The sequence below is a fragment of the Massilia sp. HP4 genome (assembly GCF_005222695.1).
In the GTDB taxonomy this organism is placed as follows: Bacteria; Pseudomonadota; Gammaproteobacteria; order Burkholderiales; family Burkholderiaceae_D; genus Telluria.
Genome location: NZ_STGG01000048.1, coordinates 1 through 26,879, shown reverse-complemented (window position 1 = coordinate 26,879; position 26,879 = coordinate 1). Strand labels below are relative to the sequence as shown.

General features: G+C 66.4%; 20 protein-coding genes. 10 read left to right on the top strand and 10 right to left on the bottom strand.

What is annotated here, in order from left to right:
• The first annotated feature begins 12 nt into the window (after positions 1 to 12).
• Positions 13 to 495, top strand: coding sequence for a CinA family protein (locus tag E8M83_RS17855; protein ID WP_137174704.1), 483 nt, complete (start codon positions 13 to 15; stop codon positions 493 to 495).
• Positions 496 to 603: 108 nt separating this feature from the next.
• Positions 604 to 3,447, top strand: a complete 2,844-nt coding sequence (locus tag E8M83_RS17850; RefSeq protein ID WP_137174703.1) for a pitrilysin family protein — start codon at positions 604 to 606, stop codon at positions 3,445 to 3,447.
• On the opposite strand, the gene fdhD is transcribed toward E8M83_RS17850, so the two are convergent.
• Positions 3,444 to 4,277, bottom strand: a complete 834-nt coding sequence (fdhD, locus tag E8M83_RS17845) for a formate dehydrogenase accessory sulfurtransferase FdhD (protein ID WP_137174702.1) — start codon at positions 4,275 to 4,277, stop codon at positions 3,444 to 3,446. The two genes, E8M83_RS17850 and fdhD, sit on opposite strands and share 4 nt — an antisense overlap.
• Before the next feature lie 208 nt (positions 4,278 to 4,485).
• On the opposite strand from fdhD, the gene E8M83_RS17840 reads away from it, so the two are divergent.
• Both E8M83_RS17840 and E8M83_RS17835 read left to right on the top strand, forming a co-directional pair.
• Positions 4,486 to 4,797: a helix-turn-helix transcriptional regulator gene (locus E8M83_RS17840; protein WP_137174931.1), complete on the top strand. Its 312-nt coding sequence runs from the start codon at positions 4,486 to 4,488 to the stop codon at positions 4,795 to 4,797.
• A complete protein-coding gene (locus E8M83_RS17835) occupies positions 4,794 to 5,798 on the top strand; it encodes a cation diffusion facilitator family transporter (protein WP_137174701.1) in 1,005 nt (334 codons plus the stop codon). Before E8M83_RS17840 ends, E8M83_RS17835 begins: the two co-directional genes overlap by 4 nt.
• Positions 5,799 to 5,804: 6 nt before the next feature.
• On the opposite strand, the gene cysK is transcribed toward E8M83_RS17835, so the two are convergent.
• From cysK to tcdA, 3 genes are read right to left on the bottom strand one after another with little or no spacing between them, the layout of a single operon-like run.
• Positions 5,805 to 6,737: a cysteine synthase A gene (cysK, locus tag E8M83_RS17830; protein WP_137174700.1), complete on the bottom strand. Its 933-nt coding sequence runs from the start codon at positions 6,735 to 6,737 to the stop codon at positions 5,805 to 5,807.
• 28 nt (positions 6,738 to 6,765) lie between these two features.
• Positions 6,766 to 7,299 carry an FKBP-type peptidyl-prolyl cis-trans isomerase gene (locus tag E8M83_RS17825; RefSeq protein WP_137174699.1) on the bottom strand — a complete coding sequence of 178 codons (534 nt, stop codon included), beginning with the start codon at positions 7,297 to 7,299 and terminating at the stop codon, positions 6,766 to 6,768.
• Between the two features lie 40 nt (positions 7,300 to 7,339).
• Positions 7,340 to 8,230, bottom strand: a complete 891-nt coding sequence (gene tcdA, locus E8M83_RS17820; RefSeq protein WP_137174698.1) for a tRNA cyclic N6-threonylcarbamoyladenosine(37) synthase TcdA — start codon at positions 8,228 to 8,230, stop codon at positions 7,340 to 7,342.
• Between the two features lie 97 nt (positions 8,231 to 8,327).
• Here tcdA and pdxH point away from each other — a divergent pair, with 97 nt between their 5' ends.
• The gene (gene pdxH, locus E8M83_RS17815) at positions 8,328 to 9,527 is read left to right on the top strand and encodes a pyridoxamine 5'-phosphate oxidase (RefSeq protein WP_137174697.1); all 1,200 of its coding nucleotides are present in this window, start codon (positions 8,328 to 8,330) and stop codon (positions 9,525 to 9,527) included.
• Between the two features lie 54 nt (positions 9,528 to 9,581).
• Positions 9,582 to 10,817, top strand: coding sequence for a cyclopropane-fatty-acyl-phospholipid synthase family protein (locus E8M83_RS17810; protein ID WP_137174696.1), 1,236 nt, complete (start codon positions 9,582 to 9,584; stop codon positions 10,815 to 10,817).
• A gap of 20 nt (positions 10,818 to 10,837) precedes the next feature.
• Here the strand turns inward: E8M83_RS17810 and msrA are convergent, their stop codons facing one another.
• Positions 10,838 to 11,380 carry a peptide-methionine (S)-S-oxide reductase MsrA gene (msrA, locus tag E8M83_RS17805; protein ID WP_137174695.1) on the bottom strand — a complete coding sequence of 181 codons (543 nt, stop codon included), beginning with the start codon at positions 11,378 to 11,380 and terminating at the stop codon, positions 10,838 to 10,840.
• 156 nt (positions 11,381 to 11,536) lie between these two features.
• Here msrA and E8M83_RS17800 point away from each other — a divergent pair, with 156 nt between their 5' ends.
• The gene (locus tag E8M83_RS17800) at positions 11,537 to 12,049 is read left to right on the top strand and encodes a flavin reductase family protein (RefSeq protein ID WP_137174694.1); all 513 of its coding nucleotides are present in this window, start codon (positions 11,537 to 11,539) and stop codon (positions 12,047 to 12,049) included.
• Positions 12,050 to 12,155: 106 nt separating this feature from the next.
• Entirely contained in the window at positions 12,156 to 13,364 is a 1,209-nt protein-coding gene (locus E8M83_RS17795) for an acyl-CoA dehydrogenase (protein WP_137174693.1), read from the top strand.
• Here E8M83_RS17795 and E8M83_RS17790 read toward each other — a convergent pair whose 3' ends face one another.
• Positions 13,365 to 14,186 carry an oxygenase MpaB family protein gene (locus E8M83_RS17790; protein WP_229491635.1) on the bottom strand — a complete coding sequence of 274 codons (822 nt, stop codon included), beginning with the start codon at positions 14,184 to 14,186 and terminating at the stop codon, positions 13,365 to 13,367.
• 125 nt (positions 14,187 to 14,311) lie between these two features.
• Here E8M83_RS17790 and E8M83_RS17785 point away from each other — a divergent pair, with 125 nt between their 5' ends.
• Positions 14,312 to 16,270: a phosphatase PAP2 family protein gene (locus E8M83_RS17785; RefSeq protein ID WP_137174691.1), complete on the top strand. Its 1,959-nt coding sequence runs from the start codon at positions 14,312 to 14,314 to the stop codon at positions 16,268 to 16,270.
• 70 nt (positions 16,271 to 16,340) lie between these two features.
• On the opposite strand, the gene E8M83_RS17780 is transcribed toward E8M83_RS17785, so the two are convergent.
• The 4 genes from E8M83_RS17780 to E8M83_RS17765 form a co-directional block, all read right to left on the bottom strand.
• Complete coding sequence (locus E8M83_RS17780) at positions 16,341 to 16,688, bottom strand: hypothetical protein (RefSeq protein WP_137174690.1); 348 nt, start codon at positions 16,686 to 16,688, stop codon at positions 16,341 to 16,343.
• A 72-nt stretch (positions 16,689 to 16,760) separates the two neighbouring features.
• On the bottom strand, positions 16,761 to 17,792 hold the full coding sequence (locus tag E8M83_RS17775) for a chemotaxis protein CheB (protein WP_137174689.1): 1,032 nt from the start codon (positions 17,790 to 17,792) through the stop codon (positions 16,761 to 16,763).
• Between the two features lie 75 nt (positions 17,793 to 17,867).
• The gene (locus E8M83_RS17770) at positions 17,868 to 22,025 is read right to left on the bottom strand and encodes a CheR family methyltransferase (protein WP_137174688.1); all 4,158 of its coding nucleotides are present in this window, start codon (positions 22,023 to 22,025) and stop codon (positions 17,868 to 17,870) included.
• A 154-nt stretch (positions 22,026 to 22,179) separates the two neighbouring features.
• Positions 22,180 to 24,471: a hypothetical protein gene (locus E8M83_RS17765; RefSeq protein WP_137174687.1), complete on the bottom strand. Its 2,292-nt coding sequence runs from the start codon at positions 24,469 to 24,471 to the stop codon at positions 22,180 to 22,182.
• Positions 24,472 to 24,754: 283 nt separating this feature from the next.
• Here E8M83_RS17765 and E8M83_RS17760 point away from each other — a divergent pair, with 283 nt between their 5' ends.
• Complete coding sequence (locus E8M83_RS17760) at positions 24,755 to 26,842, top strand: bifunctional diguanylate cyclase/phosphodiesterase (protein ID WP_229491627.1); 2,088 nt, start codon at positions 24,755 to 24,757, stop codon at positions 26,840 to 26,842.
• Positions 26,843 to 26,879 lie beyond the last annotated feature (37 nt).

Below are 26,879 nucleotides of genomic sequence, written 5' to 3'. Positions count from 1 at the left end.
AAGGAGACCCACGTGACGAACGAACTTACCGAACTTGCCCAGAAGGTCAGCGACACTCTCGGGCCAAAAAACCTGATGCTGGCCACCGCCGAATCCTGCACCGGCGGCGGCATCGCGTACACGCTCACCGAAATCCCCGGCTCGGGCGACTGGTTCGACTGCGGCTTCGTGACCAATTCGAACACCGCCAAGAACGAGATGCTGGACGTGCCCGACGCCGTGATCGCCCAATTTGGCGCGGTCAGCGAAGAAGTGGCGGCGGCCATGGCCTCGGGCGCCGTGGCCAACAGCAATGCCGATATCGGCGTCTCGACCACCGGCATCGCCGGCCCGACCGGCGCCGTTCCCGGCAAGCCGATCGGCACCGTGTGCTTCGGCTGGGCGCGCGGCGACCATGTGCATACCGAGCGCCTGGTCTTCCAGGGCGACCGCCAGGCCGTGCGCGAGCAGTCGATCGCCCACGCGCTGCGCGGCATCCTGCGCTTCGTGGAATAAAAGCCACCATGCCGCCCGCCAGCGGGCGGCTTTCCTCCGTATCCACGATAATAGCGGGGTGTACGCAAGCCGCCCAGGCGCTTGTCATTGAATTACGGAGCAGAATAGTTGAACATCCCCACCCTGATGGTCCCCCTGATGCTGGCCGCTGCTCCCGCTACGGCGCCGGCGCCCGGCCAGGCCCAGGACCAGCCCCCCGCGCCCGCATCGGCGCCAGTCCCGTCGATCGCCTTTGAAAAAACCGTGCTACCCAACGGCCTGCAGCTGATCCTGGTCGAGGACAAGCGCCTGCCGATCGTGGCCGTCAACCTGTGGTACCACGTGGGCCCGGCCAACGAGGCCCCGGGCCTGACCGGCTTCGCCCACCTGTTCGAGCACATGATGTTCGCCGCCACCCGCCACATCCCGCGCGGCGAGGCCGACCGCCTGCTCGAAGGCGCGGGCGCGACCGACAGCAATGGCGGCACCGGCTTCGACAGCACCAGCTACTACGACACGGTGCCCGGCAACCAGCTTGAACTGGCGCTGTGGGTACATGCCGACCGCATGGGCTACCTGCTGGACGTGCTCGACCAGCAGGCGCTGACCAACCAGCAGGACGTGGTGCGCAACGAACGGCGCCAGACGGTCGAGGGCGAGCCGTATGGCATCGTCGAGGAAGCGCTGCTGCAGACGCTGTTCCCCAAGGGCCATCCGTACGCGGCCTCGATCATCGGCTCGCACGCCGACATCCAGGGCGCGCGGCTGGAAGACGTACGCACCTTCTTCACCGATTACTATGGCCCCAACAATGCCAGCCTGGTGATCGCCGGCGACATCGACAAGGCCAAGACGCGCGAGCTGGTCACGCGCTATTTCGGCAAGCTTCGGCGCGGGCCCGATGTAGTGCGGCCCCAGGTCGTGACGCCGCCGATCACGGCCGAGCGCCGGGTCGTGGTGCGCGACCGGGTCGAGCTGCCGCGCGTGTTCATGGGCTGGCTGACGCCGGCCGCCTACCAGCCGGGCGACGCCGAGCTGGCGGTGGCCGCCACCATCCTCGGCGGCGGCAAATCGAGCCGCCTGTACAAATCGCTGGTGTACGAACGCCAGATCGCGCAGGACGTATCGAGCACCCAGACCTCGCTGGCCTTGAGCTCGACCTTCGTGGTCGACGTCACCGCGCGCGCCGGCCACACGCCGCAGGAACTGGAAGCGGCGATCGACGCCGAGCTGGAACGGCTGCGCCAGGACGGCCCGACCGAGCGCGAAGTCGAACGCGCCCGCAACAGCCTCGAGACCGCCCTGCTGGCGTCGCTCGAGAAACTGGGCGGCGACGGCCTGGCCGAGCAGCTCAACCACTACAACCTGTACACGGGCGACCCCGGCTACCTGGCGCAAGACCTGGCGCGCCTGCGCCGCATCGACGCGGCCGCCGTGCAGCGCGCCGTGCAGGCCTGGCTCAAGCCGGAGGCACGCGCCGTGGTGACCGGCGTTCCCGGCAAGCCGAAGGTCGACGATCCGCGCGCGCCCAAGCCGTCCAAGCCTGCGCCGGCGCCGAACACACACATTGCGCTCAACGAGGCCGAACCGTGGCGCGCGACGCCGCCCGTGGCCGGCCCCACGCCGAAGGTAGTGCTGCCGCGCGGGGAAACCTTCAAGCTCGCCAACGGCCTGACCGTGATCCACCACCACAATCCGGCCCTGCCGCTGGTCTCGAGCCAGCTCGTGATCAAGAGCGGCGGCGCGGCGAATCCGGCCAGCCTGCCAGGTCTTGCCGGCTTCACCGCCCAGATGCTGGAAGAAGGCACCGCCACACGCAGCGCGCCGCAGATCGCGGACGAGATCGCGCAGCTGGGCGCCTTCATGGACACCGGCAGCAGCGACGACGTCTCGACCGTCTCGCTGCTCTCCCTGCGTTCGACCTTTGCCCGCGCGCTGGAGGTGGTGGCCGACATCGTCCAGCACCCTTCCTTCCCGGCCGCCGAGATCGAGCGCCAGCGGGCGGACCGCCTGGGCTCCCTGACCCAGCAGCGCGACGATCCGGAAACGGTGGCGGCGCTGGCGGCGGCCGGCGCCCTGTTCGGCAGCGCGCATCCGAAGGCCTACGGCCAGCTGGGCCTGGAGCCGGCGATCCGCGCCACCACGCGCGAGGACATCGCCGGCTTCTGGCAACGCCATTACGTGCCGTCCAATGCGGCGCTGGTGGTCACCGGCGACATCACGCGCGCCGAGCTGGAAGCGCTGGCCCAGGCGCAGTTCGGCGCCTGGCCGGCGTTCGATGCGCCCGCGCTGGCGCCGGGCGAGGCGCGCCCGACACAGGCGCGCCTGGTCATCGTCGACCAGCCGGACGCGTCCCAGACGGCGCTGCAAGTGGCCTGCATGGGGCCGAGCCGCGATACACCCGATTTCCCCGCCCTGCAAGTGATGAACGGCGCATTGGGCGGCATGTTCTCGAGCCGGCTCAATAACAACCTGCGCGAGACCAGGGGTTATACCTACGGCATCTACTCGCACTTCGACTACGACCGCGCCCCGGCGCCGTTCTCGGTCGAGGCCAGCGTGCAGCAGGACGCCACCGGCGAATCGGTGCGCGAGATCCTGCGCGAGATCGCGGCCATGCGCGAGCAGCCCTTGTCGGACGCAGAACTCACGGCTGCGCGCAACGCCCAATTGCTGTCGCTGCCCGGCCAGTTCGAGACCAATGCCGACATCGGCGCCAGCCTGACCGAATTATTCGTTTACGGCCTGGCGCCGGACTACTACGACCAGCTGGCGCGCCGGCTGGCCGAAGTTGGCGTACAAGACGTGCAGGACGTGGCGCGGCGCTATCTCGATCCGGACAAGATGATCGTGGTCGCTGTCGGCGAGCGGCGCAAGATCCTGCCGCAGCTGCAAAAGCTCGGCCTGGGCCAGCCGGAGCTGCGCGACGACGACGGCCAGTTGCAGCCGCCGACCAAAAGCAAGAAACCTTAGGCGACCGGACAGGCCAGGCGCTCGGCCTGGTCGGTCATGTCCATCGCCGCGGGATGGGCATAGCACACGAAATCCCGGCCGCGCGCGAAGGCCAGCAAGGTCATGCCGGCCTGTTCGGCCAGGGCGATCGCCGCGGTCGTCGGCGCCGACATGCCGACCAGCGCTGGCACGCCGGCCATGATCGCCTTCTGCGCCATCTCGAAACTGACCCGGCTCGTGATCAGCAGGAATCCTTCGGCAGGCTGGACCTGGGCTTGCGCCATCGCGCCGATCGCCTTGTCCAGCGCATTGTGGCGGCCAATGTCCTCGCGCACCAGGCGCAACTGTCCGTCCATCCCGCACCAGGCCGCGGCATGGGCGGCGCCGGTCAGATGGGTCAGGTGCTGCCTGGCGCCGATAGCGGCCAGCGCGCGGCGTACGCCGTCGGCATGCAGGCCGCGCGCCGGCACCAGGGCCGGCAGGCTGCGGCGCACCTGGCGCAGGCTGTCCACGCCGCATAGCCCGCAGCCGGTGCGGCCGGCCATGCTGCGCCGGCGCTCCTTGAGCGCCATGAAGGCCGCGCCGGCGATCTCGAGATGCACGGCGATGCCTTCCTCACTCTCTTCCACCTCGATGCCATGGCAGTCGGCGGCGCGGGCGATGATGCCTTCGCTGAGCGAAAAGCCGAGCGCGAATTCTTCGAGCCCGGCCGGCGTGGCCATCATCACCGCATGCGAGATGCCGTTGTAGACCAGCGCCACCGGCGTTTCGTCGGCCACCATGTCCTCGACCCGGGTGAGGACGTCGGCGCGCATGCGCACCACCTGGCAGGCGCGGGCGGTCGTGGTCATGGGTGGCGGCAAGTCTTTCATTGGCATGGGTTCCTGGTTGATGGAGGCCATTCTAGGACGGTTGCCAGAAATACCGTGTTCGACACGATCACCTTGCCCAACGCGGGATTTTCACCTAACATGTGAACACTTATTCATATGTTAGTTTCGAGCCTTGCCAGTGAATTCGACCATCGACCACGCCCACGCCCATCCAGCGGCCCAGCCCATCGCCCCGCCGCCCGAGGAAGCCATCGGCCAGCTGGCCGACCTGTTCCACTTGCTGGGCGACCCGACCCGGCTGCGCATCGTGCTGGCCTGCCTGGCCCAGCCGACGGCGGTGGGCGAGATCGCGGCCGGCCTGGCGCTGTCCAGTTCCCTGGTCAGCCATCACCTGCGCCTGCTGCGCGCGGCCCGCATCGTCAAGGCCGAGCGCCAGGGCAAGCAAGTTTTCTATTCGGCTGCCGACGCCCACATCAGCAGCCTGCTCTCCACCATGTTCGAACACATCGCGGAACCCGCCAACGGAATGGACGCATGAGCCACGCACACGATCACCAGCACGCGCACGACCATGATCACCACGGTCACGACCACCACGATCACGGCCACCACGATCACGGCCACTCACATGGCTTCGGCCACCACCACCATCACCTGCCCTCGCCCGACGGCCATGGCCGCGCGTTCGCGCTGGCGATCGGCCTGAACCTGGCCTTCGTCATCGTCGAGTTCACCTACGGCTTCATCGCGCATTCCACCGCACTGATGGCCGACGCCGGCCACAACCTGTCCGACGTGCTGGGCCTGATGCTGGCCTGGGGCGCCGCCCTGCTGGCCAAGCGCGCGCCCAAGGGCCGCTACACCTATGGCTTGCGTGGCTCGTCGATCCTGGCGGCGCTGGGCAATGGCCTGCTGCTGATGGTGGCCTGCGGCGCCATCGCCTGGGAAGCGGTGCAGCGCATCGCCGAGCCGGCCCCGGTGGCCGGCGCCACGGTGTCGATCGTGGCCGCCATCGGCGTCGTCATCAACGGCTTCTCGGCCTGGTTGTTCCTGGCCGGCAGCAAGGGCGACCTGAATATCCGCGGCGCCTACCTGCACATGGCGGCCGACGCCGCGCTGTCGCTGGGAGTGGTCATTTCAGGCCTGGCGATCATGTTCTCGGGCTGGACCTGGATCGATCCGGTGGTGAGCCTGGTGATCGTGGTGGTGATCGTGATCGGCACCTGGTCGCTGCTGCGCGAATCGGTGCAGCTGTCGATGGCGGCCGTGCCGCCCAATGTGGACGCGGGCAAGGTGCAGGCCTTCCTGGCCCGCCAGCCGGGCGTGACCGAAGTCCATGACCTGCACATCTGGGCCATGAGCACGACCGAGACCGCGCTGACCGCCCACCTGGTGATCCCGGGCGGTTACCCCGGAGATGCGACGCTCGACGCGATCGAGCGCACGCTGCGCAAGGAGCATGCGATCCACCATTGCACGCTGCAGGTGGAACAGGGAACGATCCATCACCACTGCACGCTGCAGGGCCATGCGCATTGAAACGAATTAGCCGGCCAGGTTGGCGTACAAGGCCGTGCTGAGATAGCGTTCGCCGAACGACGGAATGATGGTGACGATCAGCTTGCCCGCATTCTCCGGCCGGCGCGCCACCTGGATCGCGGCCCACAGCGCCGCGCCAGATGAAATGCCGACCAGCAGCCCTTCTTCGCGGGCGGCGGCGCGCGCCGTCTCGAAGGCATCCTCGTTCTTCACGCAGATCACTTCGTCGTAGGACGAGGTGTCGAGCACCTGCGGCACGAAGCCGGCGCCGATGCCCTGGATCGGGTGCGGCCCCTTGGTTCCCTTCGACAGCATGGGCGAGGCTTCGGGCTCGACCGCGATGACTTGCAATCCCGGCCGCCGCGGCCGGATGACGTCGCTGACGCCGGTGATGGTGCCGCCGGTGCCCACGCCCGCGACCAGGATGTCGATCTTGCCGTCGGTGTCGCGCCAGATCTCCTCGGCCGTGGTGCGGCGGTGCACCTCGGGGTTGGCCGGATTGTTGAATTGCTGCGGCATGAAGGCGCGCGGATCGTTCGCCACGATCTCTTCGGCGCGCCGGATCGCGCCGACCATGCCTTCGCTGCCGGGCGTGAGCACCAGCTCGGCGCCATAGGCGCGCAACAGCATGCGCCGCTCGCTGCTCATGGTTTCGGGCATCACCAGCTTGCACCGGTAGCCGCGCGCCGCGCACACCATCGCCAGCGCGATGCCGGTATTGCCGCTGGTGGGCTCGACGATGGTGGTGTCAAGCGTGATGAGACCGGCCGCCTCGGCGGCCTCGATCATGGCCAGGCCGATGCGGTCCTTGACGCTGTGCGCCGGGTTGTGGAATTCCAGCTTGCCGACCAGGTCGGCGCCGCTGCCCCGCGCCAGCTTGCGGATGCGCACCAGCGGGGTATTGCCGATCAGTTCAGTGACATCGTTCGCGATTCTCATGCCGCCTCCCGTTGTCGAACAAACAGCGTTATTTGACGTCCAGCAGTTCCACGTCGAAGATCAGGTCGGAATCCGGAGGAATCGCGCCGCCCGGTGCGCCGCGCTTGCCGTAGGCCAGCGCGCTTGGGATGATCAGGGTGCGCTTGCCGCCGACCTTCATGCCGGCCACGCCCTGCTCCCAGCCCTTGATGACGCGGCCCGCGCCGAGCTGGAAATCGATCGGCTCGCGGCCGGCGTCGAGCGACGAGTCGAACTTGCGGCCGCGCTGCTGCTTGGCCAGCGGCTTGTGGAACCAGCCGGTGTAGTTGACCACGACATGGTTGCCGATGGAAGCTTCCTTGCCCTGGCCGACCACGCGGTCCACGATCTCGACCTGGGGCGCAGGGGCTTCGGCCACCGGCGCCGGGACCTGGTTCTCAGGCGGCGCGACTGGCGGCGTGCCCGACTGCTGTACGTCCGGCGGCGGCTGGGTGGTCGGCTTGCTGGAATCCTGCGCGCCTTCCTGCGCCTGGACGCTCGCGGCGGCCAACAGCAGGGCAATGAATGCGGATCGACGAATCATGTGTGCTCTTCCAAAATGGGCAACCGGAGTTGCGACCATCTTATGATAACAAGGCCGCTTCGGCTTGCACAGTTTGCCCGGCCGGGGCGCTGCTTGCCTCGGCGGCCGCTTCGGCATTCGCGGCTTCGGCCAGGCGGCGCAGCACCTGGCCGGCCGTGACCATGCCGAAGGTGGCGGTGACGACCATGCTGGAGCCGAAGCCGGCGCAATTCAGGCCCGTGATGCTGTTCGGATCGACCGCGCAGGCATCGCCCGCATCGGGATAACGCAGCGGCTCCATCGAGAATACGGCGTCGATGTGGTATTTCTGCTTCTCGCCGCGCGAAAAACCGTATTGCGCGCGCAGGATCTTGCGCACTTTCTTGAGCAGCGGCTCTTGCTCGGTACGGGCCAGGTCGCGGATCTCGACCTTGGTCGGATCGATCTGCCCGCCCGCGCCGCCCACCACCACCAGCGGCATCTTGTTGGCGCTGCACCAGGCGATCAGGGCCGCCTTCGGCTTCACGCTGTCGATGGCGTCGACGACGTAGTCGAAATTCTTATCCGCGATCATTGCCGGGATATTCTCGACATCGATAAAATCCTCGACCAGTGTGACCTGGCAGAAGGGATTGATCTGGGCGATACGTTGTTTCAATGCCTCGATCTTGGCCATGCCGACGGTCGACGACAGCGCCTGGATCTGGCGGTTGATGTTCGACTCTGCCACATTGTCGAGGTCGATCAGGGTCAGGTGGCCGATGGCGCTGCGCGCCAGCGCCTCGACCACCCATGAGCCGACGCCGCCGACGCCGATCACGCAGACGTGCGCCGCACGGAAACGTTCCAGCGCACGCTCGCCGTACAAGCGGGCGATGCCGCCAAAACGGCGTGCAAAGTCGACTTCTTCTTCCAAAGTTGCCGAAAAGAGCTGAGAGTTGATCTGGTTCATCCCGATATTGTAGCGGACAGGCCTTTCGCATCTGCACTAAAATAACTCTTGGATAATCAAATATTTTTGCGCGTCGCTAACACGACACGAGAACGCCATGAACTCCCTCCTGCCCGACACCGCTCCCGACTTCGACCAGCCGATCGCCGTGCTGAAACATTGCCACGGCCGCATCCGCAAGCAGCTCGCGACCCTGGAAAAACTGATCGCGCACCTGCCGCAGCACGGCGCCGACGAGCAGGCGCGCCAGGCAGCGACTGCGGTGCTGCGCTACTTCGACAAGGCGGCCCACCTGCACCATGACGACGAAGAACAGGACCTGATTCCGATGCTGTATGCCACCGCCCAGGGCGAGGACGCCGCCACCCTGCGGGCGCTGGCGCCGACCATCCTGCAAGACCACAAGGATATGGATGCTCTCTGGCAAGATCTGCACGAGCAGCTGACCGCTGTTGCCGAAGGCACGGATTCGGCCCTGTCCGAAAGCCAGGTGCGCCGCTTCGTGGCCAGCTACACCTCACATATGGAGCGCGAGGAAGGCACGATGGCGCCGATGGCGATGCGCCTGTTCTCGGCGGAACAGATGGCGCGCCTGGGCCAGGCCATGCAACTGCGGCGCGGCATCGCCGTACCGACGGCTCCGCTGTCGCCGGCGCTGGGCCAGGCGGTGGCCGACCTGCGCAAGGACTATGGCCAGGCCAGCCTGGACGAGGCCGACGTACTCGATGATCCGATCGACCAGTTCACGGCCTGGTTCGAGCAGGCCCTGAAGGCCGAGGTCAACGAGCCCAATGCGATGTCGCTGTCGACTGTCGCCGCCGACGGCCGGCCAAGCTCGCGCATCGTGCTGGTCAAGCAATTCGATCCGCGCGGCTTTACCTGGTACACGAATTACGACAGCAAGAAGGGGTCGGATTTGCGCGATAACAGCCATGCCGCATTGCTGTTCTTCTGGAGCGAACTCGAACGTCAGGTGCGCATCGAAGGACGTGTGGAGCGTGCCGCGCCGGACGAGAGCGACCGTTATTTCCGCAGCCGCCCTCTCAAGAGCCGGCTGTCGGCGATCGCCTCGCAGCAGAGCAGCCCGATTGCCAGCCGCGCGCAGCTCGAAGAAAACTATGACGTCGTGGCGCAGGGGGCCGGCGAGGATCCGGCGCGTCCCGACAACTGGGGCGGCTATCGCCTGATCCCCGATCGCATCGAATTCTGGCAAGGCCGGCGCTCGCGCTTCCACGACCGCATCGTCTACGAGCGGCAGGAAGACGGCAGCTGGCAGCGCCAGCGTTTGCAACCGTAAGCGGCGCTTCAGGCTTCGAGCCGCGGCCGGTTGCACCTTGATAAGGGGTGGACCGTGTTCGATCAGATCAAGCTGTCGGCCTGGCAGTCGGGCCTGCGCGGCAAATTGCTGCCGTCGAAGTTATCAGTGCCATTGCGTGTGGAACTGTGGAACGGGGAACGCATCGACCTGTCCCCAGACCCGCCCCGGGTCACGATCCGCCTCCCCGGCCCTGCCGCGCTGCGCTACCTGCGCTCCCCTTCCCTGTACAGCCTGGGCCGCGCCTATGTCGAAGGTGCGATCGAGGTGATGGGCCGCGCGGCCGACATCATCGCGGTCGGCAATGCGCTGGCGGCGTCCGGCGCGACCGACGGCGCCGGCAACAAGCGCAACCGCCTGGCCGATGCGCTGCGCTCGCGCACCAATCACACGCGCGAAACCGACCGTGACGCGATCCGCTACCACTACGACGTCTCCAACGCATTCTATGCCGCCTGGCTCGATCCCGGCATGGTGTATTCCTGCGCTTATTTCGAACGCGGCGACGAAGACCTGGCCACTGCGCAGACGCAGAAGATCGACCATATCCTGCGCAAGATCGACCTGCGTCCCGGCCAGACCCTGCTCGACATCGGCTGCGGCTGGGGGGCGCTGGTGCTGCGCGCGGCCGAGAAGTTCGGCGCGCGCTGCGTGGGCATCACGCTGTCCGACAACCAGGCCGCACTGGCGCGTGAACGCGTAAAAAAAGCCGGGCTGCAAGACCGGATCGAGATCCGGCTGCAAGACTATCGCGACGTCGACGGCCGCTTCGAGCGCATCACCAGCGTCGGCATGTTCGAGCACGTCGGCGTGCAGCACCTGACGGCGTATTTTACCCAGGTGGCGCGCCTGCTGGCGCCGGGCGGCGTGGCGATGAACCACGGGATCACCACGACCGACGCCGACAATGGCGCGACGCCCTACGGCGGCGGCCAGTTCATCGACGAATATGTGTTCCCGCAGGGAGAACTGGCGCACCTGGCGACCGTGGTACGGGCCATGCAACAAGGCGGCCTCGAAGTGCGCGACGTGGAAAACCTGCGCCGCCACTATGCCCACACCTGCGCGCTCTGGACCGACAATTTCGAGAACAATGCGGCCCATATCCGCACCCTGACGGACCCCAGGCGCTTTCGCATCTGGCATGTGTACCTGGCCGGCTGCGCCTATGCCTTTGCGCACGACCGGATCAGCCTGTACCAGATCGTGTGCGGCAAGGCGGGGAGCGATGTGGGGCAGTTGCCGTGGTCGAGGAAATATATGTATGCGTGATGCGGCATACCGGCATTGGGTTACCCCTTCAGCCGATCCGTGAAGGTCTTGCGAAACTTGGCCACCTTCGGCGCCACCACGAAGGCGCAATAACCCTGCAGCGGATGCTGGGCAAAGTAATTCTGGTGGTAGTCCTCGGCCTTGTACCAGGTTTCCTGCGGCAGCACTTCGGTGACGATCGGCGCATCCCACACCAGGCCCATCTCGCCGATCACCTTGTGCGCGAACTCGGCCTGCCCGGGCGAGGTGGTGAAGATCACCGAGCGATACTGGGTGCCGACGTCGTTGCCCTGGCGGTTCAGGGTGGTCGGGTCGTGGATGGTGAAGAAGATCTCGAGGATGTCGCGGTAGGCGATCACGGCGGGATCGAATTCGAGCCGCACCACCTCGGCGTGGCCGGTCGTGCCGCTGCACACCGCCTCGTAACTCGGATTGTCGACCTGGCCGCCCATATAGCCCGATTCCACACGGGTGATGCCACGCGCCTCGAGATACACGGCCTCGAGGCACCAGAAGCATCCGCCGCCCAGGATGGCCACTTCGGTTGCTTTTTGCTCACTCATAGTTCACCTTGGCATTTGTATGATGGGATATCGTTTAATGTAGCGCAAAGCGTCCCTTTCTGCATTGAACTCCCAGGATAGTCGTCCCGGTCACGGCCCGTTGCGGCAGGGACGCGCCCGACGATGGCATAATGAGCGCCAACGCTCAGGAACCGCATGAATACACTTTCCGCCCGCGCCACGACGCGCGGCTTCGACACAACGCATTTTCGCCACGCCTTGTCGCAATTCGCGACCGGCGTGACCGTCATTACCACGCGCCTTGCCGACGGCAGTTTCCGCGGCCTCACCGCCAGCTCCTTCAACTCGGTCTCGCTCGATCCACCGCTGGTCTTGTGGAGCCTGGGCGCCGGCGCCAACAGCCTGCCCATCTTCAGCGGCAACTCGCACTACGTCATCAATGTCTTGTCGGCCGGCCAGGAAGAACTGGCGCTGCGCTTCTCGCGCCGCACCGAGAACCCGTGGGCGGACGTCGACTACGAATTGTCGCGCACCGGCCTGCCGATCCTGAAAGGCGTGTCGGCGTGGTTCGAATGCCACAACCGCAGCCGCTACCCGGAAGGCGACCACGTCATCTTCGTCGGCGAGGTCGAGCAATGTCAGGTCCATCCGCAGCCCGCCCTGATCTTCCACGGCGGCAAATTCGGCAGCACGGCTGGCCAAAAATAGAAATTCCTGTCGCAGTTTCAAAAGATACGAGTACGGTACGTTTCTATAATGTCCAGGCATGCCGCCCCGCGGCGCCGACCGAACTAGAACTGAGACAGGATTTGCCATGACCCGTACCGACTCGTCCAAAAAGCCTTTCGCGGCCCGAGCCTCCTTCCACTGGGATGACCCGCTGCTGCTGAACAGCCAGCTGACTGACGACGAGCGCATGGTGCGCGATGCGGCCGCCGCCTATTGCCAGGACAAGCTGCAGCCGCGCGTCCTCGAGGCCTTCCGCCACGAGTCGATGGACGTCTCGATCTTTCGCGAAATGGGCGACCTGGGCCTCCTGGGCCCGACCATTCCCGAGCAATACGGCGGCCCGGGCCTGAACTACGTCGCCTACGGCCTGATCGCGCGTGAAGTCGAGCGCGTCGACTCCGGCTACCGCTCGATGATGAGCGTGCAATCCTCGCTGGTGATGGTGCCGATCCATGAATTCGGCAATGAAGCCACGCGCCAGAAATACCTGCCCAAGCTGGCCACCGGCGAATGGATCGGCTGCTTCGGCCTGACCGAGCCGAACCACGGCTCCGACCCGGCCTCGATGGTAACCCGCGCACGCAAGGTCGATGGCGGCTATCAGCTAACCGGCAGCAAGATGTGGATCACCAATTCTCCGGTGGCCGATGTGTTCGTGGTCTGGGCCAAGGACGATGAAGGCGCGATCCGCGGCTTCGTGCTCGAAAAAGGCTGGAAGGGCCTGTCCGCCCCGGCGATCCACGGCAAGTTTGGCCTGCGCGCCTCGGTGACCGGCGAAATCGTCATGGACAATGTGTTCTGCCCCGAAGAAAACGCCTTCCCCGAGGTACGCGGCCTGAAGGGCCCGTTCACCTGCCTGAACTCGGCGCGCTACGGCATCGCCTGGGGCGCGCTGGGCGCCGCCGAAGACTGCTGGCATACGGCGCGCCAGTACACCATGGACCGCACCCAGTTCGGTAAACCCCTGGCGGCGAACCAGCTGGTGCAAAAGAAGCTGGCCGACATGCAGACCGAGATCACCCTCGGCCTGCAAGGGTGCCTGCGCCTGGGACGCATGAAGGACGAAGGCACGGCGGCGGTCGAGATCACCTCGATCATGAAGCGCAACTCCTGCGGCAAGTCGCTCGACATCGCCCGCGTCGCGCGCGACATGCTGGGCGGTAACGGCATCTCGGACGAGTTCGGCATCATCCGCCACATGGTCAACCTCGAGGTGGTCAACACCTATGAGGGCACGCACGACATCCACGCCCTGATCCTGGGCCGCGCCCAGACCGGCATCGCCGCGTTCTGATCAACGGGCGACACGCCGCGCGGCCTGGGACTGCGGCGTATCGCCCAGCGGTACCAGCATGGCGCCGCGCGCCAGCGCACGCACCAGCGCCGCTTCGCCGACGCGCAGGCCGCGTCCGCGCAGCTGCGGCAGGGAGCGCACCGGCTCGGGCGTGATCTCGACGGCGGCGCGCACCAGCAGGCGCTGCAAGGGCCGCAATGGCGCCGGCACGATGGGCGCCCCGGCCATGATCCGCATGAAGTCCGCGAGGATGGTCGAGCCCTCCAGTCCGGGCGCAGTGTCCGCCAGCATCGCTTCCCATTCCTTCCATGAGCGCGGGGCGCCGGTCGCGCCATACAGGCGCGCGGCCGGTTCGGCTTCGGCAAAGGCTCGATCCTTGTCGACCGCGCTCAAGGAGCGGACGTAACGGTGATAGGCCTCGGTGAACCCGAACGAGGCGGTCGCCTGCACCCAGTCGAGCAGGCGCGGATCGTTGGCATGATAGGCCACGCCGTCGGGCGTGCTGCCCTTGACCCGCCCATGCATGCGCACCACGTGCGCGATCATTTTCTCGGCCTGCGAGCGCGGTCCGTACACCGTCATCATCGCCGCCGCACCGGTGCGGCGCAGGCGCGTGCCCGGATCGCGCTGGAAGCTGCTGTGGTCCCATACGCCCGAGCGCACCGACGGTTCGGCCAGTTCGAGCAGCACCGCCGTGACCCCGCCCACGAACAGCGACACCGGGTTGGCGAATACCCGCCACGCGATCCCGTCATGCGGCGCCAGCGCCGGTTCCCCGGCGGGCTGGCTGAAATCGAAGGCCATGCCCGCAGGCGGCTGCATCAAGTCCCGAACCGCACCGAACATCGTCCATCTCCCTGTAATGACATGGCACGTCATGAAGACGTCACGGCCTATTCATATCATCCCTTCAATTTTTGCGTCTCACAATTCATTGAAGGGTTCACATGCATCACGCCAGTCCGTTGCGCCGTCTTCCGCTTGCCATCGCCATCGGCGCCGTCCTTGCCCTGAGCGCTTGCGGCGGCTCCGGCCATCACGACGATGCCGACATCGTCGTCGTGATGCCACCGGCGCCTGCCGAACAGGGCGCGGCCGATACGGCGCCGGTCCCGGCCGTCACGGCCTTCGTCGACACCGTCGCCACCAACCAGCGCGGCGACGCGCGCTACGCCACCCTGGCGACGAACGCCGGCGTGCGTGTGCTGGGAGGCATGCTCGACATCTGGAAGCCGCTCACCGACATCGTCGACGCCGGCCAGACCGCCCCTGCCGTTGAAAGCTTCCCCGCCGTCGTCGCCTCCAGCTGGACCGGCTTGCCGAACGATGGCACGCCAGGCGGCACGGTCGTCAACGCGCAAGTCCACAACGCGAACATCGACTACGTGGTCAGGGCCACCGCCGGCCGCACGCCCGAGCAGACGCTGCTGGCCTACCTGGACGACCGCCGCGGCAAGGGCTACAGCACCGCCAGCGGCATGGGGCCATTGACCGCCGCGTGGCGTGCCGCTTCGCGCCAGACCACCACCATCAATGACATGCCGCAGGACGCCGTCACCGTCAAATATGAAGACGGCGGCAACAACAACGGCGTCGGCGGCGCCGCCAACCCCGAATTCGGCAAGGTGATCGACCTGGTCAATGCGATGGGCGCCAACGGCTCGACCGAACCGGCCAAGCGCTTCTACAAATACGCGCGCCCATACCGCTGGAGCAGCGCGGTCCAGGTGGTGCCGCAACTGGAACCGGCCAAGAGCACCACGCCTGGCACCGACGGCGGCTTTACCAGCGGCCACTCGGCGGAAGCGACCCGCAACGCGGTCGCCATGGCCTATGTGGTGCCGGAGCGCTTCCAGGAACTGGTCGGCCGTGGCCTCGAGCTGGGCGAGAGCCGCATCTTCGCCGGCATGCACTCGCCGCTGGACGTCATCAGCGGCCGCGTGCAGGCACAAGCGATCGCCGCCGCCAACCTGATCGCCGCCGGCGCCACCACCCGCGCCGCCGCCCGCGACCAGGCACAGGCAACGCTGATGAAGCTGACCGATACCAACGCCGGCACCTTTGCGGCCTATGCCGTTTCGGGCACGCCGGCCAACGACCGCTTCGCCGACTATGCGACCAGCAAGGCCAACTACCTGCGCCGCATGACCTACGGCCTGCCGCAGATCGGCCCGGCCACCGCGCCGGCGGTGGTGCCGAAAGGCGCCGAAGTCATGCTGGAGACCCGCCTGCCCTACCTGAGCGACGCGCAGCGCCGGGTCGTGCTCAAGACCACCGCGATCGCATCCGGCTATCCGGTGTTGGACGATCCTGAAGGCTGGGGCCGCCTTAATCTGTTTGCCGCCGCCGACGGCTACGGCGCCTTCACCGGCAATGTGGTCGTGAACATGGATGCCAGCAAAGGTGGCTTCCACGCCATCGACCGCTGGCGCAACGACATCTCGGGCAGCGGCAAGCTGGTCAAGCAAGGCTCGGGGACCCTGAAACTCGGCGGCCGCAGCAACTTCAGCGGTGGCATCCAGCTCGAAGGCGGCACGCTGGAAGCCCTGTCGATGGTTGCCTTCGGCACCGGCGACGTCTACGTCGCCGGCGGCGCCACGGTGGTCAACAACACGGCCGGCACCCTGGCCCTGGCCAGGCAGTACACCCAGCTCAAGGACGCCACGCTGGAAATGCGCGTCGGCGCCGTCACCCACGGCCACCTGAGCGTCGCCGGCGCGGTGACCATCGGCGGCGGCACCTTGCGCATCAAGTTCCACGACGGCTACAAGCCGGTCGCCGGCGCAACGCTGACGGTGATCACGGCGGGCAGCCTGAAAGGCAAGTTCGACACCATCACCGTCGAAGGCTTCACGGTGACGCCGACCTACACCGCGACGGGACTGCAGCTGCGCCTGGGCGCATGAGCCTGAGCGCCGCGCCGATGTGAATGGGGCCGGGATCGCTGTCGATCCCGGCCCCATTGTATGGTGCCGCTTATTCGTCGAAGTCTTCGGCCAGGTTCTTCCAGCCACGGCTCTTGGCGAAGGCCGCGAATTCCTCGGGCGCTTCGAGCACGATCAGGCGGCTTTCTTGCAGGCCGGGGTCGCTGTGGCTGAAATCGGGCCCCTGGTAGCCGACCGCGCGCAGGCGGTCGATGATCTGGCGCACCAGCACCGTGTCCTTGTAGGCGCCCGGTTCGAGCTTGGCCGCGAATTTCACATATACGTCGATGATTCCGTAGCCCTCGTCGAAGATCGTGATGTTCTTGACGTCGAGGGTACGGCCCTGTGCGTCCCTGGCCTGGAAGGCGCCGGACAGTTCAATATCGGAATCGGTGGTCATGGGATGAAGCATATCACCAGCGCGCGCGTGGCGCCGCCACGCGCAGCCCGGGTCGACCGCTCGCCCTGCGTATCAGGCGCTTTCATCGGCTTTCGACACGATCAGGCCGCGTAGCACCTCGGCACAGCGCTGGGCCTGCCTGGCCTGGGCGCTGTAGTCGAGCGAGGCCGCGATCTGCTTGTTGCGCAAGGCGTCGTCCGACATCCGGCGCAGCAGCATTTCTTTTTCCTGGAGCGCGCGCATTGCACTCCAGATCGAGTCCTCGACCAGGTCGCCCTGCAGCGCGACGAGATTGCGCTCGGTATAGGCGTGACCGGTATGGCAGCGGAAGCGCCGCGGCTGCTGGTCCTTCAGCTCCCACAGGGTTCCATGACAGTCGGGACAGGTAAAAGTCGAAGGCTGAGCGAGCTCTTCCAGACGGTGCATTTCCACTCCCTCCATGCCGAATCTGTTCTCCAGTTCCACCCACTGCGGTATGTCAGGTGCAGTGCCGGGCGCCGCTCCCCCCTGCGCATTCGCCTCGGCCAGCCGCAGCAAGGCCTGCGGGATCTCTTCGAGCTTGAGCACATGGTCGACGTCGACGTGATCGATGGCGCTGGCAGGCATGTCGGGCACCATCGCTTCGGCGGGATCCTGCACCACGGCAGTGCCGCCACAGGCCTTGATGGCCGCCAGGCCGGCCGTTCCGTCGTCCAGCGCCCCGGTCAGGATCACGCCGGTGGCGCGCGCGCCGAAGGCCGCAGCGGCGGCGCGGAACAAGGGATCGATCGCCGGCCGGGTGTGGTTTTCCCTGGCCGTCCTGGCCAGCACCACCTTGCATTGGGCGCCCGAGCGGACCATGGTCAGGTGGAAATCTGGCGGCGCCACCAGGATCCGGCCTGCCTCCACCAGGTCGCCATGGCGGGCTTGTCGCACCGGCAGCACCGAGGTGCGCGCCAGCAGCGAGGGCAGGATGCTCTCATGCGTGCCGATGTGCATTACGACCAGCACGGCGGGCGTAAAGCCCGACGGCAGGCCGGCGACCAAAAGGCGCAGCGCTTCCACCCCTCCGGTGGAAGTGCCGATGACAACGATATCGCGGGCGGGAATCGGGGGCGTTTTCATCTCCCGACAATGATCCGTGTTCAGGCTGAAGTCGGTGCGCTGGCGCACAGGCGCACATATAGTTCAAGCTGCAGATCACTCGCTCCTGGCTTCGCTCAGCGCAGATACGGTTTCGCACAACACCTCGACCGACACCGGCTTGGTCAGCCAGGCCGAGAAGCCCGCATCGATGGCGCGCTTGCCCCCCTGCTCCTGGCCCAGCCCGCTTGCCGCGATCACGGGCAAGCGCTCCAGGCCCGGCATCTTCCGAATCGCCGCGATGAACTCGTACCCGTCCATATCCGGCATGGAAATGTCTGAAATGACGGCGTCGAATGTCCCTTGTCCGAGCAGGTCCAGGCCCTGCCGGGCGGTCGACGCTACCCGGACCTCGGCGCCCTCGAGTTCCAGCAGCATCTGGAATACCGAGGCGGTGTCCTCCGAATCGTCGACCAGCAACAGCCGGCGACCGGCGATGCTCGGCAGGCCAGCACCGCTGGCGTCCTCGCCGACAGCCTGCGCCGTCTGCGACAGGGGCAGGCACAAGGTAAACGTGCTGCCCTGGCCGATGCCGGGCGAACGGACTTCGACCTTGCCGCCATGCAGCTCGGTAATCTGGCGCACCAGTGCCAGGCCGATCCCCAGGCCCGTCTTGTTGCGCACCACCGTCGCCGTCCCCTGTCCGAACATGTCGAACACGCGCGGCAGGGCTTCTTCGGAAATGCCGGCCCCGGTGTCGCTCACTTCCAGGCGCGCCTGGTCGTGCTCGACGCCCAGGACGACACGCACCGTGCCGCCGGCCGGGGTGAACTTGACGGCATTGCTCAGCAGGTTGAGGATCACCTGCTCGATCCGCACCGGGTCGACCGCCACCATCACCGGTTGGGTGTAGGGGACGAATTCGAGCTGCAGGTTGTCGACCGCCGGGTCGGTGCGCATCGCATCGACCAGCTTGCCCGCGACGGTCGCCAGGTCGACCTCCTGGATCGCGAGCGTCAGCTTGCCGGTGGCGACGCGCGAAACGTCCATCAGGTCTTCGATGATCTTGGCCTGGGCCGTCACCGATTCGCGGATGATGGCGGCCGAGCGCAGCGCCGGCGCCGACTCGCGCACCGCCGGCAGGCGCCCCAGCAGCTCGGCATTGATATAGATGATGTTGAGCGGGTGCCGCAGTTCATGCGACATCACGGCCAGGAATTGGTCCTTCAGTGCATTTGCCGACTCGGCATGCGAACGGCCGGTCTGCTCGCGCGACAGCGCCACTTCGCGCTGTTCGTCGTGGTGGACGCGCGAGGTCTGGTCGCGCATGATCTTGGCATAGCCTTCGAAGTCGCCCTTGTGCAGTATCGTGGTGACCCCGGCGCAGAAGAAGCGGCTGCCGTCCTTGCGCAGGTACCAGCGCTCGTCCTCGGCGCGGCCGTTGGCGCGCACGCCGCGGCGCTCGCTGTCGGGCACGCCCGCCACGCGGTCTTCGGGCAGGTACAGGCGGTCCAGGCTGGCGCCCAGCATGTCCTGTTCGGAATAGCCGAAGTTGCGTTCGGCCCCCTTGTTCCAGGCCGTGACCAGGCCTTGCCTGTCGGTGGTGATGATCGCGTAATCGTCGGAGCTGTCGGCCACCAGCCGCATCCACTCCTCGCCGATGCGGGCCTTGGCTTCGGCCTCGCGCCGGCGGCTGATGTCGATAAAGGTCATCACGGCGCCTTCGATCTTGTCTTCCGTCGTGCGATAGGGCAGCAGGCGCATCAGGTAGTAGCGGCCATCGTTGCTGCGCAACTCGCGCTCGACGGGGTGCAGGGTATCGAAGGTGCTGGCCACGTCGTCGGCCAGCTGGCCGTACTCGAGCCGGTGCGTGATATCGAGCAGCGAGCGGCCGATATCGGTCGCGATGATCGAGAAGATGTCGGCCGCCCGCGGCGTGAAGCGCTTGATGCACACCGCCCGGTCGACGAAGATCGTGGCGATGTCGGTGGACGCGATCAGGTTGTTCAGGTCGTCGTTCGCCTTGCCGGTTTCTTCGACCTTCACTTTCAGCTCGTAGTTGACGGTGACCAGTTCCTCGTTCACCGACTGCAGTTCTTCCTTGCTGGTTTCGAGTTCCTCGGTCGCCGAGCGCAGCTCTTCGTTGATGGCCTGCAGCTCCTCGTTGGAGGCGCGATGCTCCTCGTTGGAGACCTCGGCATGCTCGATCGTCTCTTGCAATTTGTGCTTGCTGCGCTGCAGCTCGGCTTCGAGCTGGTTCAGCACCAGGTCCTTCGGCTCGACGACGCTCTCGCCCGGCTGGGGGTTCATCGTCCTTTCGATTTCCTCGAACAGGATCAGGACGAAACCGGTATTGGCGACCTCGTCGGTAAATGGCCGGACGATCATGTTGACGAAGAAGGTCGCGCTCTCGCGCTTGATCATGACCCGGTGCGCTTCGACACTGTTGCCGCTCTGGAGCGCCTGGTACAGGGCCATGCGCAATTCGAGCCGCAGCTCGGGCAGCACCAGCGCCATCACATTGCGCGACGGTTCGCCACCGATATGGCGCAGGAAGCGGCCGGCGGTATCGGACATGTGCACGATGTCCGAATCGCGGTCGACGATCAGGCTCGGCGGCGCGAATTTCGACAGCGCGCGCTGGTGCACCTCGCCGAAGGAAAACTGGGGACGCGGCGCCACGCCGGCCAGCAGCGGTTCTGGAGTGCGGTGCGGCACAGGACTTGCCAGCGTGGGCAGGTAGCGCGCCGTGCGGGACAGGGTGCGGGCGCGATAGATCCGGTTTTTCTTGTCGAACGGTACGAAATACTCCGACGCCGCATCCGCCGATTCCGACGAGCCGAGGAACAGGAAGCCATCCGGATTCAGGGCCGCGTGGAACTTTTCCAGCACCCGCAACTGTGCTTCGCGGTTCAGGTAGATCAGCACGTTACGGCACGAGATCATGTCCAGCCGCGAGAACGGCGGGTCGCGCAACAGATTGTGGGATGCGAACAGGATGCGGTCGCGCACCGACTTGCGGATGCAGTAGCGCCCTTCTTCTTTCGTGAAGAACTGGCGGAGCTTGATCGCTGGCACATCCATGGCAATTGCGGTGGGATAAGTGCCAGCGCGGGCGACCGAGATCGCATGCTCGTCGATATCCGAGGCGAAGACCTGGAGTTCCGCCGGCTTGGGCAAGGTCGCCGCGTGTTCGGCCAGCATCATGGCAATCGAATACGCCTCCTGGCCGGTGGCGCATGCGGCAACCCAGACGCGGATCTGCTGGCCCGACGGCTTGTTGCGGAACAGGTCGGGGACGACCGTCCGCTCCAGCACCTCGAACGCCTCCCGGTCGCGGAAGAACGCCGTCACGCTGATCAGGAGGTCTTTCAGCAGCAGCTGGAATTCGATCGGTTCCCGTTCGAGCAGTTCGGCGTAGTCGGACAGCGTGGTCACGCCCTTGACCAGCAGGCGCCGCTCGATGCGGCGCAACACCGTGGCGCGCTTGTAATGGCGAAAGTCGTGACCGGTATCGGCGCACAGCATCGTGATGACGCGCTGCAGGGCTTCCTCGTCGCGGCCGTTGGCGCTATCGCCGATCGCAGCTCCCCGGACGGGTTCCTGTTCGGATTCGACGGCAACCAGGGGGAGTTGCATGTCGCGCGAAGTCTTCCACAGGTCGACCAGTTTCGCTGCCATCTCATGGGCAGGAAGCACGAAATCGACGACGCCGGTGGCGATGGCGGCAACCGGCATGCCCTCATGGTCGCAATCGGCCGGATCCTGCGCCAGCGTGACACCGCCTAGCTCCTTCACCCGCCCCAGGCCGACCGCACCGTCCGAGCCGGTGCCGGACAAGACGACGGCCACGGCGCAGCGCTCGTGCGCCTCGGCCAGCGTGCGGAAGAAGAGATCGATCGCGGTGTGCTTGCCGCGCGGCCGCTCGAGCGCTGTGACATCGAGGTGGCCATCGTCCATCGACAATTGCTGGTTCGGCGCGATCACGTAGACTTGGCCGGGCTGGATAGGTTGCCGCTCGCTTACCTGGTGCACGGGCATCTGCGTCACCCGCTGCAGGATGGCGCCCGCGGCGCTGTCGTGCTCTGGCGCCAGGTGCAGGATGACGACGAAGGCCATGCCGTGCTGGGCCGGCATCGCGCCGAACAGACGCAGCAAGGCCGGCAAACCGCCGGCCGACGCCCCGATCCCCACTACGGGGAAAGCCAGACCGCTGGGTACCGCTCGTGCGGGCGTCTGGTTGGCTGCAAGAGCGAGTGGCTTGCCAGTATTCATCTTTTTGAAGACTCAAGAGTGAAAATGCAGTCTATCCGATGAATATCATTAAAGTAAGCCTTTATGCAAACAAGTGTTACTTGCGAAAGCTGCGCGATTGTGCAGGTAGTCGTCGCGCTGTTCGCTGCCTCCTGGCGAAGCCGCCTTGCAGCGCCTACACTTCCCACTGCAGCTTGAAGGTCAGCGACCGGCTCCGCTCGTCGGCCAGCGGCAGCTTGTCGTCGACCACCCCGAACGACACCGTCCGGCCCACTCGCCACTGGTAGCGATACAGCAGCGAACGGTGGATCTGGCGGTCGTTCCATGCCTCGAGCTGGGTCACGCCATCGTCGCGCCGCGCGGCCCAGGTGTTCTGGGCCAGCAGGCGCAGCGAATCGCGCGAGCTGAAATGCAGCATCGCCAGCCAGCGCCAGGCGGTGTCCGAAAACGCCGGCTGGCCCAGGGTGCCCTGCACCCAGGCCCGGTTCACATGATGGTCCAGTTCCAGCGACCAGCCGCGCGTGTAAGGCGAACCGAGGGGAAAGCGCAGCCCCAAGTCCAGGATCACGTTCCCGCCCGGCCCCACCCGATCGGCATCGACGTCGAGCTGGCGCCCGAGCGCCGCCTCGAATGCGATCTTCGAGATCCACGGCGCCGGCGTGGTTTCGACGCCGAAGTTGACCACCCGCGTATCGTGCAGGCGCCCGCCCGGCCCGGCGCGCTGGCGGTCGAAGCCCAGCTCGACCCACACGCCGGTCTGCAGCGGCGCCGCCATCCACACGCCGGGACGCAGCTTTCTCTCGACGGTCTCGCCGCCGCGCTGGCGGTTCGCGCTGTCGGCCAGCGTGCGCATCTCGTGCACGATCAGATAGGTCTCGAATTCGTACAATTCCAGTGAACCCAGCGCTTGCGGCCCCAGGATGCGGTTCATCGATCCCGTGAGGCGGGCAATGCCGGCCTGCGGCACGAAGCCATTGTCGTTGACGAAACCGGGCGCGATCGCTTCCACCTCGGCCTCGTGCCACCAGCGCGCGCTCTTGTGCAGGTACTTGCCCCACAGGTAGCCGCCCGACTCGCCACCCACCCTGGCGGGCACGCCGTCCTCGGCGAAGCCGGCCGTGGTGCGCGAGGCCATCGCCACGCCCGACAGCTGGTGCTGGACGCCGCCATCGGTCGCGCCGCGCCATTGCGCATCGACGCCCAGCACGTCGTTGGTCCCGAAGCGGTGGTAGTCGCGCTGCGAGGCAAACGCGCCCAGCAGCAGGCCCTCTTGGTGCCAGCGCGCCCGCGCCATGCTGGCGACGGTGCGCCGGGTCTGCGCATACTCGAGCGTTTCATACGGCCGGCCGCGCAGCACCAAGCCGCTCGGTTCGTCGCGCAGGCTCATCGCGGTGGCGTCAATGTGCGCGCCGCGCCAGGTCGCGCGCAGGCCGTATTCCGGATCGTTGATGGTGCGCGAATAGAAGGCCGGCAGCGGCAGGCCCAGCACGTCGGCGCTTTCCAGGAAGAAGCCGCGCTTCTCGGGCAGGCTGAGCGCGACGTTGCTGGCGCCCTGCGACAGCGGCTCGTCGATCTCGACCTGCGAGAAATCGGGATTGATGGTGGCGTTGAACACCCAGTCGGCGCGCGGGCGGGCGTTGATCTCCAGGCCCAGCTCGGCCTGGCTGCCGCGCAGGCGCTGTCCCGGACTCGTGGCGCGTGCGCCGCGCACCGTCAGTTCGGGGCGCAGCTCGACGAAGCGGCGGTCGCGCACCGTTTCCACGGTGGCGTCCATGCCGGCGATCTCCTGCAGGAAGCTCAGGTGGCTCAATGCATCGATCCGGAACGGCGCCGTCACCAGCAGGGCGCCGTCCGCATGCGGCACGCTGCGCTCGACCATCACGCGCCAGTTGCGGCCGTCCGCGTACGGGAAGCGCAGGTTCGACAGCGGCCAGCGCACTTCCATGCTGTAGCCGTCGGGCAGGATCTTGACGGCGGTCTCGACCGGGAAGTCCGGGCCCAGGTCGGAGGTGTCGTCGTCGGCGCGGTGGATGCCGTCGCTGACCACGCCCAGGGTATTGATGCGCACGAACTGGGCCGAGCGGCCGTGGCCGGCGGGGTCGATCCAGATGCCGATGAAATCCTGTTCCATGGCCACCTTGTCGCGCCGCGCCAGCAGGCCGCGGCGCCGCTCGGGCGCCGGGTCCCAGGCACGGATGCCGAATACCAGCGCGCCGTCGTCGACCACCAGCTGCACGCTGGTGCGCAGGCCGCCGGCGGCCGGCTGGCCATCGCGCGGCTGGTGCTTGTGGAAGTCGTCGTACAGCGGGGCGCGCTGCCATGCCCCCTCGTCGAGCACGCCGTCGATGGCGGGTGCGTCGGCGGCGTCGATGCGCAGTGCGCGCAAGCCGTCGCGCTCGCTTGACGCATGCGCTGCGCCGGCAACCAGGAGGACGGAGAAGAACAGGGAAAATCGGCGCTGGTTCACGGACTTGGCCTTGCTCGGGAAAAGGCTGGGCAGTCTAGCACGCAGGTTGTTAAAAAGAAAATAGGACAACCATTCCATGCACCATGAATTACAACTGTGAAAGAGACTTTCATCCATGTCACAGTCCGTGGTATGGCGTTCTCATCTGACAATCTTTAGCGCTACCAAGCGTCGCGCCACCTTGTGCGCACCTGTAATTACGCTACCATCGATGCACAACGCATGCCGATCGTATTGGCCTCCCGCTTCAAGAGAGTGAGAACAGATGAGTGCGATGCAGCCCATGCTGGATCCATCCCTGCCCGGCCAGGCCGGGCCCTTGTCACTGACGTTGCTGCTTCGCAATCTGCCGGGCGCCGTCTACCGCTGCCATAACGACCGCGACTGGACGATCGAGTTCATCAGCGAGGGCGTCGAGAAGCTGACTGGCTATTCGGCGGCGGCCTTCACCGCGCGGCCCGGCATGGCCTTCGGCTCCATCATCCTGCCCGAAGACCGCGCGTCGGTGGACAGTGCGGTCGCGCTGGCGCTGGCCCAGGGCCGCGCCTACCAGATGACCTACCGGATACGCACTGCGGGCGGCGAAATTCGCTGGGTCTGCGAGCAGGGCGCGCTCAACCTGACGAACGGGCGGCCAGGCATGCTCGAAGGCTTCCTGTCCGATTTCACGCGCCTCAAGCTGGCCGACCTCAAGATGCTCGAACAGGCCTCATTCCTGCAACGCGCGCGAGACGCCATTATCGCAATGGACATGTACTCCACCATCACCTACTGGAACCAAGGGGCCGAGCGGCTATACGGCTGGAGCGCGCCGGAAGCGCTCGGCAGGCGGTTCTGCGACCTGTTATGCGACAAGCCTGCCCTCTACGAAGAGGCCTTCCGGCATACGCTCCAGAACAGTGAATGGTCGGGCGAACTATCCCACGTGCGGCGCGACGGCTCGACCGTGGAAACCGACACCAGCTGGACGCTGCTGGGGCCAGACAATACGCTGGGCGCCTGCCAGAAGATCCTGGTGATCGGCACCGATATCAGCGAACGCAAGCTGAACGAATCGAGGATCTTCCGCCTTGCCTACTTCGACCACCTGACCGAGTTGCCGAACCGCGCCAACCTGCTCGACCACCTGCGCCGCGCCTTGCTCGGCAGCGCGCGCACGCGCAAGTTCGGGGCGTTGATGTTCTGCGACCTCGATAACTTCAAGTTCCTCAACGACAGCTGGGGCCATGCGACCGGCGACGAACTGCTGCAGGCGGTGGCGCGCCGCCTCGAACACTGCGTGCGCGAGGCCGACATGGTGGCGCGCCTGGGCGGCGACGAATTCGTGGTGCTGATCCAGCCGGTCGAGGACAGTCGCGAACTGGCCGCGAGCCAGGCCGAGACCGTGGCCGCCAAGGTGGTCGCGGCGCTGGCCGCGCCGTTCCAGCTGGGCGAGCTCAATTACTCGGTATCGGTCAGCATCGGCGTGGTCACCCTGTGCGGCACCCACGACACGGTCGAGTCGGCCCTGCGCCAGGCCGATGCCGCGATGTACCAGGCCAAGGCCGCGGGCCGCAACACCTTCCGCTTCCACGATCCGGCGGTGCAGGCCGCGTGGTCGGCGCGCGCCGAACTCGAAGGCGGCCTGCGGCGCGCCTTGCAGCATGACGAATTCGTGCTGCACTACCAGCCCCAGCTCGACCGCTCGGGCCGCGTGATCGGCGCCGAGGCCCTGCTGCGCTGGCGCCTGCCCAATGGACGCGTGCTGTACCCGGCCGAGTTCATCGCCGTCGCTGAAGAGAGCGGGATCATCATCGACATCGGCAGCTGGGTGTTGCGCACTGCCTGCGCCGAGCTGGCGCGCTGGCAGCGCATGCCCGAGATGGCCGGCCTGACGCTGTCGGTCAACGTCAGCGCGCGCCAGTTCATCGAAGCCGATTTCGTGTCCATGCTGCAGGCGATCTTCGAGCACAGCGGGGTGCAGCCATCGGGCCTGAAACTGGAACTGACCGAAAGCCTGGTGATCACCGATTTCACCCAGACCGCACACACCATGACCACGCTCAAGCGGCGCGGGCTGAGCTTCTCGCTGGACGATTTCGGCACCGGCTACTCGTCGCTGGCCACCCTGCGCAAGCTGCCGCTCGACCAGCTCAAGATCGACCACTCCTTCATGCGCGACGTGCTGACCGACCACAACGACGCCTCGATCGTGCGCTCGATCATCGCGCTGGGCGACAGCCTGGGACTGCAGGTGATTGCCGAAGGGGTGGAGACCATGGGGCAGCGGCAGTTCTTGTCGGATGCCGGCTGCCATATCTACCAGGGGTTTCTTTACCAGTGCGCACTGAGCGCGGAACACTTCACGCAGTATGCAAGAGGTGTTCACTAGTAGGGTTGGCGGCTGCGCCGCCGACGCGGTGATGGTT

Excerpts from the sequence above, each read along its gene's own strand:
- E8M83_RS17780 (WP_137174690.1), bottom strand. The coding sequence starts at position 16,688 with ATGACCACCGATTCCGATATTGAACTGTCCGGCGCCTTCCAGGCCAGG.
- tcdA (WP_137174698.1), bottom strand. The coding sequence starts at position 8,230 with ATGAACCAGATCAACTCTCAGCTCTTTTCGGCAACTTTGGAAGAAGAA.
- E8M83_RS17785 (WP_137174691.1), top strand. The coding sequence starts at position 14,312 with ATGCATCACGCCAGTCCGTTGCGCCGTCTTCCGCTTGCCATCGCCATC.
- E8M83_RS17825 (WP_137174699.1), bottom strand. The coding sequence starts at position 7,299 with ATGATTCGTCGATCCGCATTCATTGCCCTGCTGTTGGCCGCCGCGAGC.
- cysK (WP_137174700.1), bottom strand. The coding sequence starts at position 6,737 with ATGAGAATCGCGAACGATGTCACTGAACTGATCGGCAATACCCCGCTG.
- E8M83_RS17800 (WP_137174694.1), top strand. The coding sequence starts at position 11,537 with ATGAATACACTTTCCGCCCGCGCCACGACGCGCGGCTTCGACACAACG.
- E8M83_RS17790 (WP_229491635.1), bottom strand. The coding sequence starts at position 14,186 with ATGCAGCCGCCTGCGGGCATGGCCTTCGATTTCAGCCAGCCCGCCGGG.
- E8M83_RS17770 (WP_137174688.1), bottom strand. The coding sequence starts at position 22,025 with ATGAATACTGGCAAGCCACTCGCTCTTGCAGCCAACCAGACGCCCGCA.
- E8M83_RS17795 (WP_137174693.1), top strand. The coding sequence starts at position 12,156 with ATGACCCGTACCGACTCGTCCAAAAAGCCTTTCGCGGCCCGAGCCTCC.
- E8M83_RS17835 (WP_137174701.1), top strand. The coding sequence starts at position 4,794 with ATGAGCCACGCACACGATCACCAGCACGCGCACGACCATGATCACCAC.
- fdhD (WP_137174702.1), bottom strand. The coding sequence starts at position 4,277 with ATGACCACGACCGCCCGCGCCTGCCAGGTGGTGCGCATGCGCGCCGAC.
- E8M83_RS17760 (WP_229491627.1), top strand. The coding sequence starts at position 24,755 with ATGCTGGATCCATCCCTGCCCGGCCAGGCCGGGCCCTTGTCACTGACG.
- pdxH (WP_137174697.1), top strand. The coding sequence starts at position 8,328 with ATGAACTCCCTCCTGCCCGACACCGCTCCCGACTTCGACCAGCCGATC.
- msrA (WP_137174695.1), bottom strand. The coding sequence starts at position 11,380 with ATGAGTGAGCAAAAAGCAACCGAAGTGGCCATCCTGGGCGGCGGATGC.
- E8M83_RS17775 (WP_137174689.1), bottom strand. The coding sequence starts at position 17,792 with ATGAAAACGCCCCCGATTCCCGCCCGCGATATCGTTGTCATCGGCACT.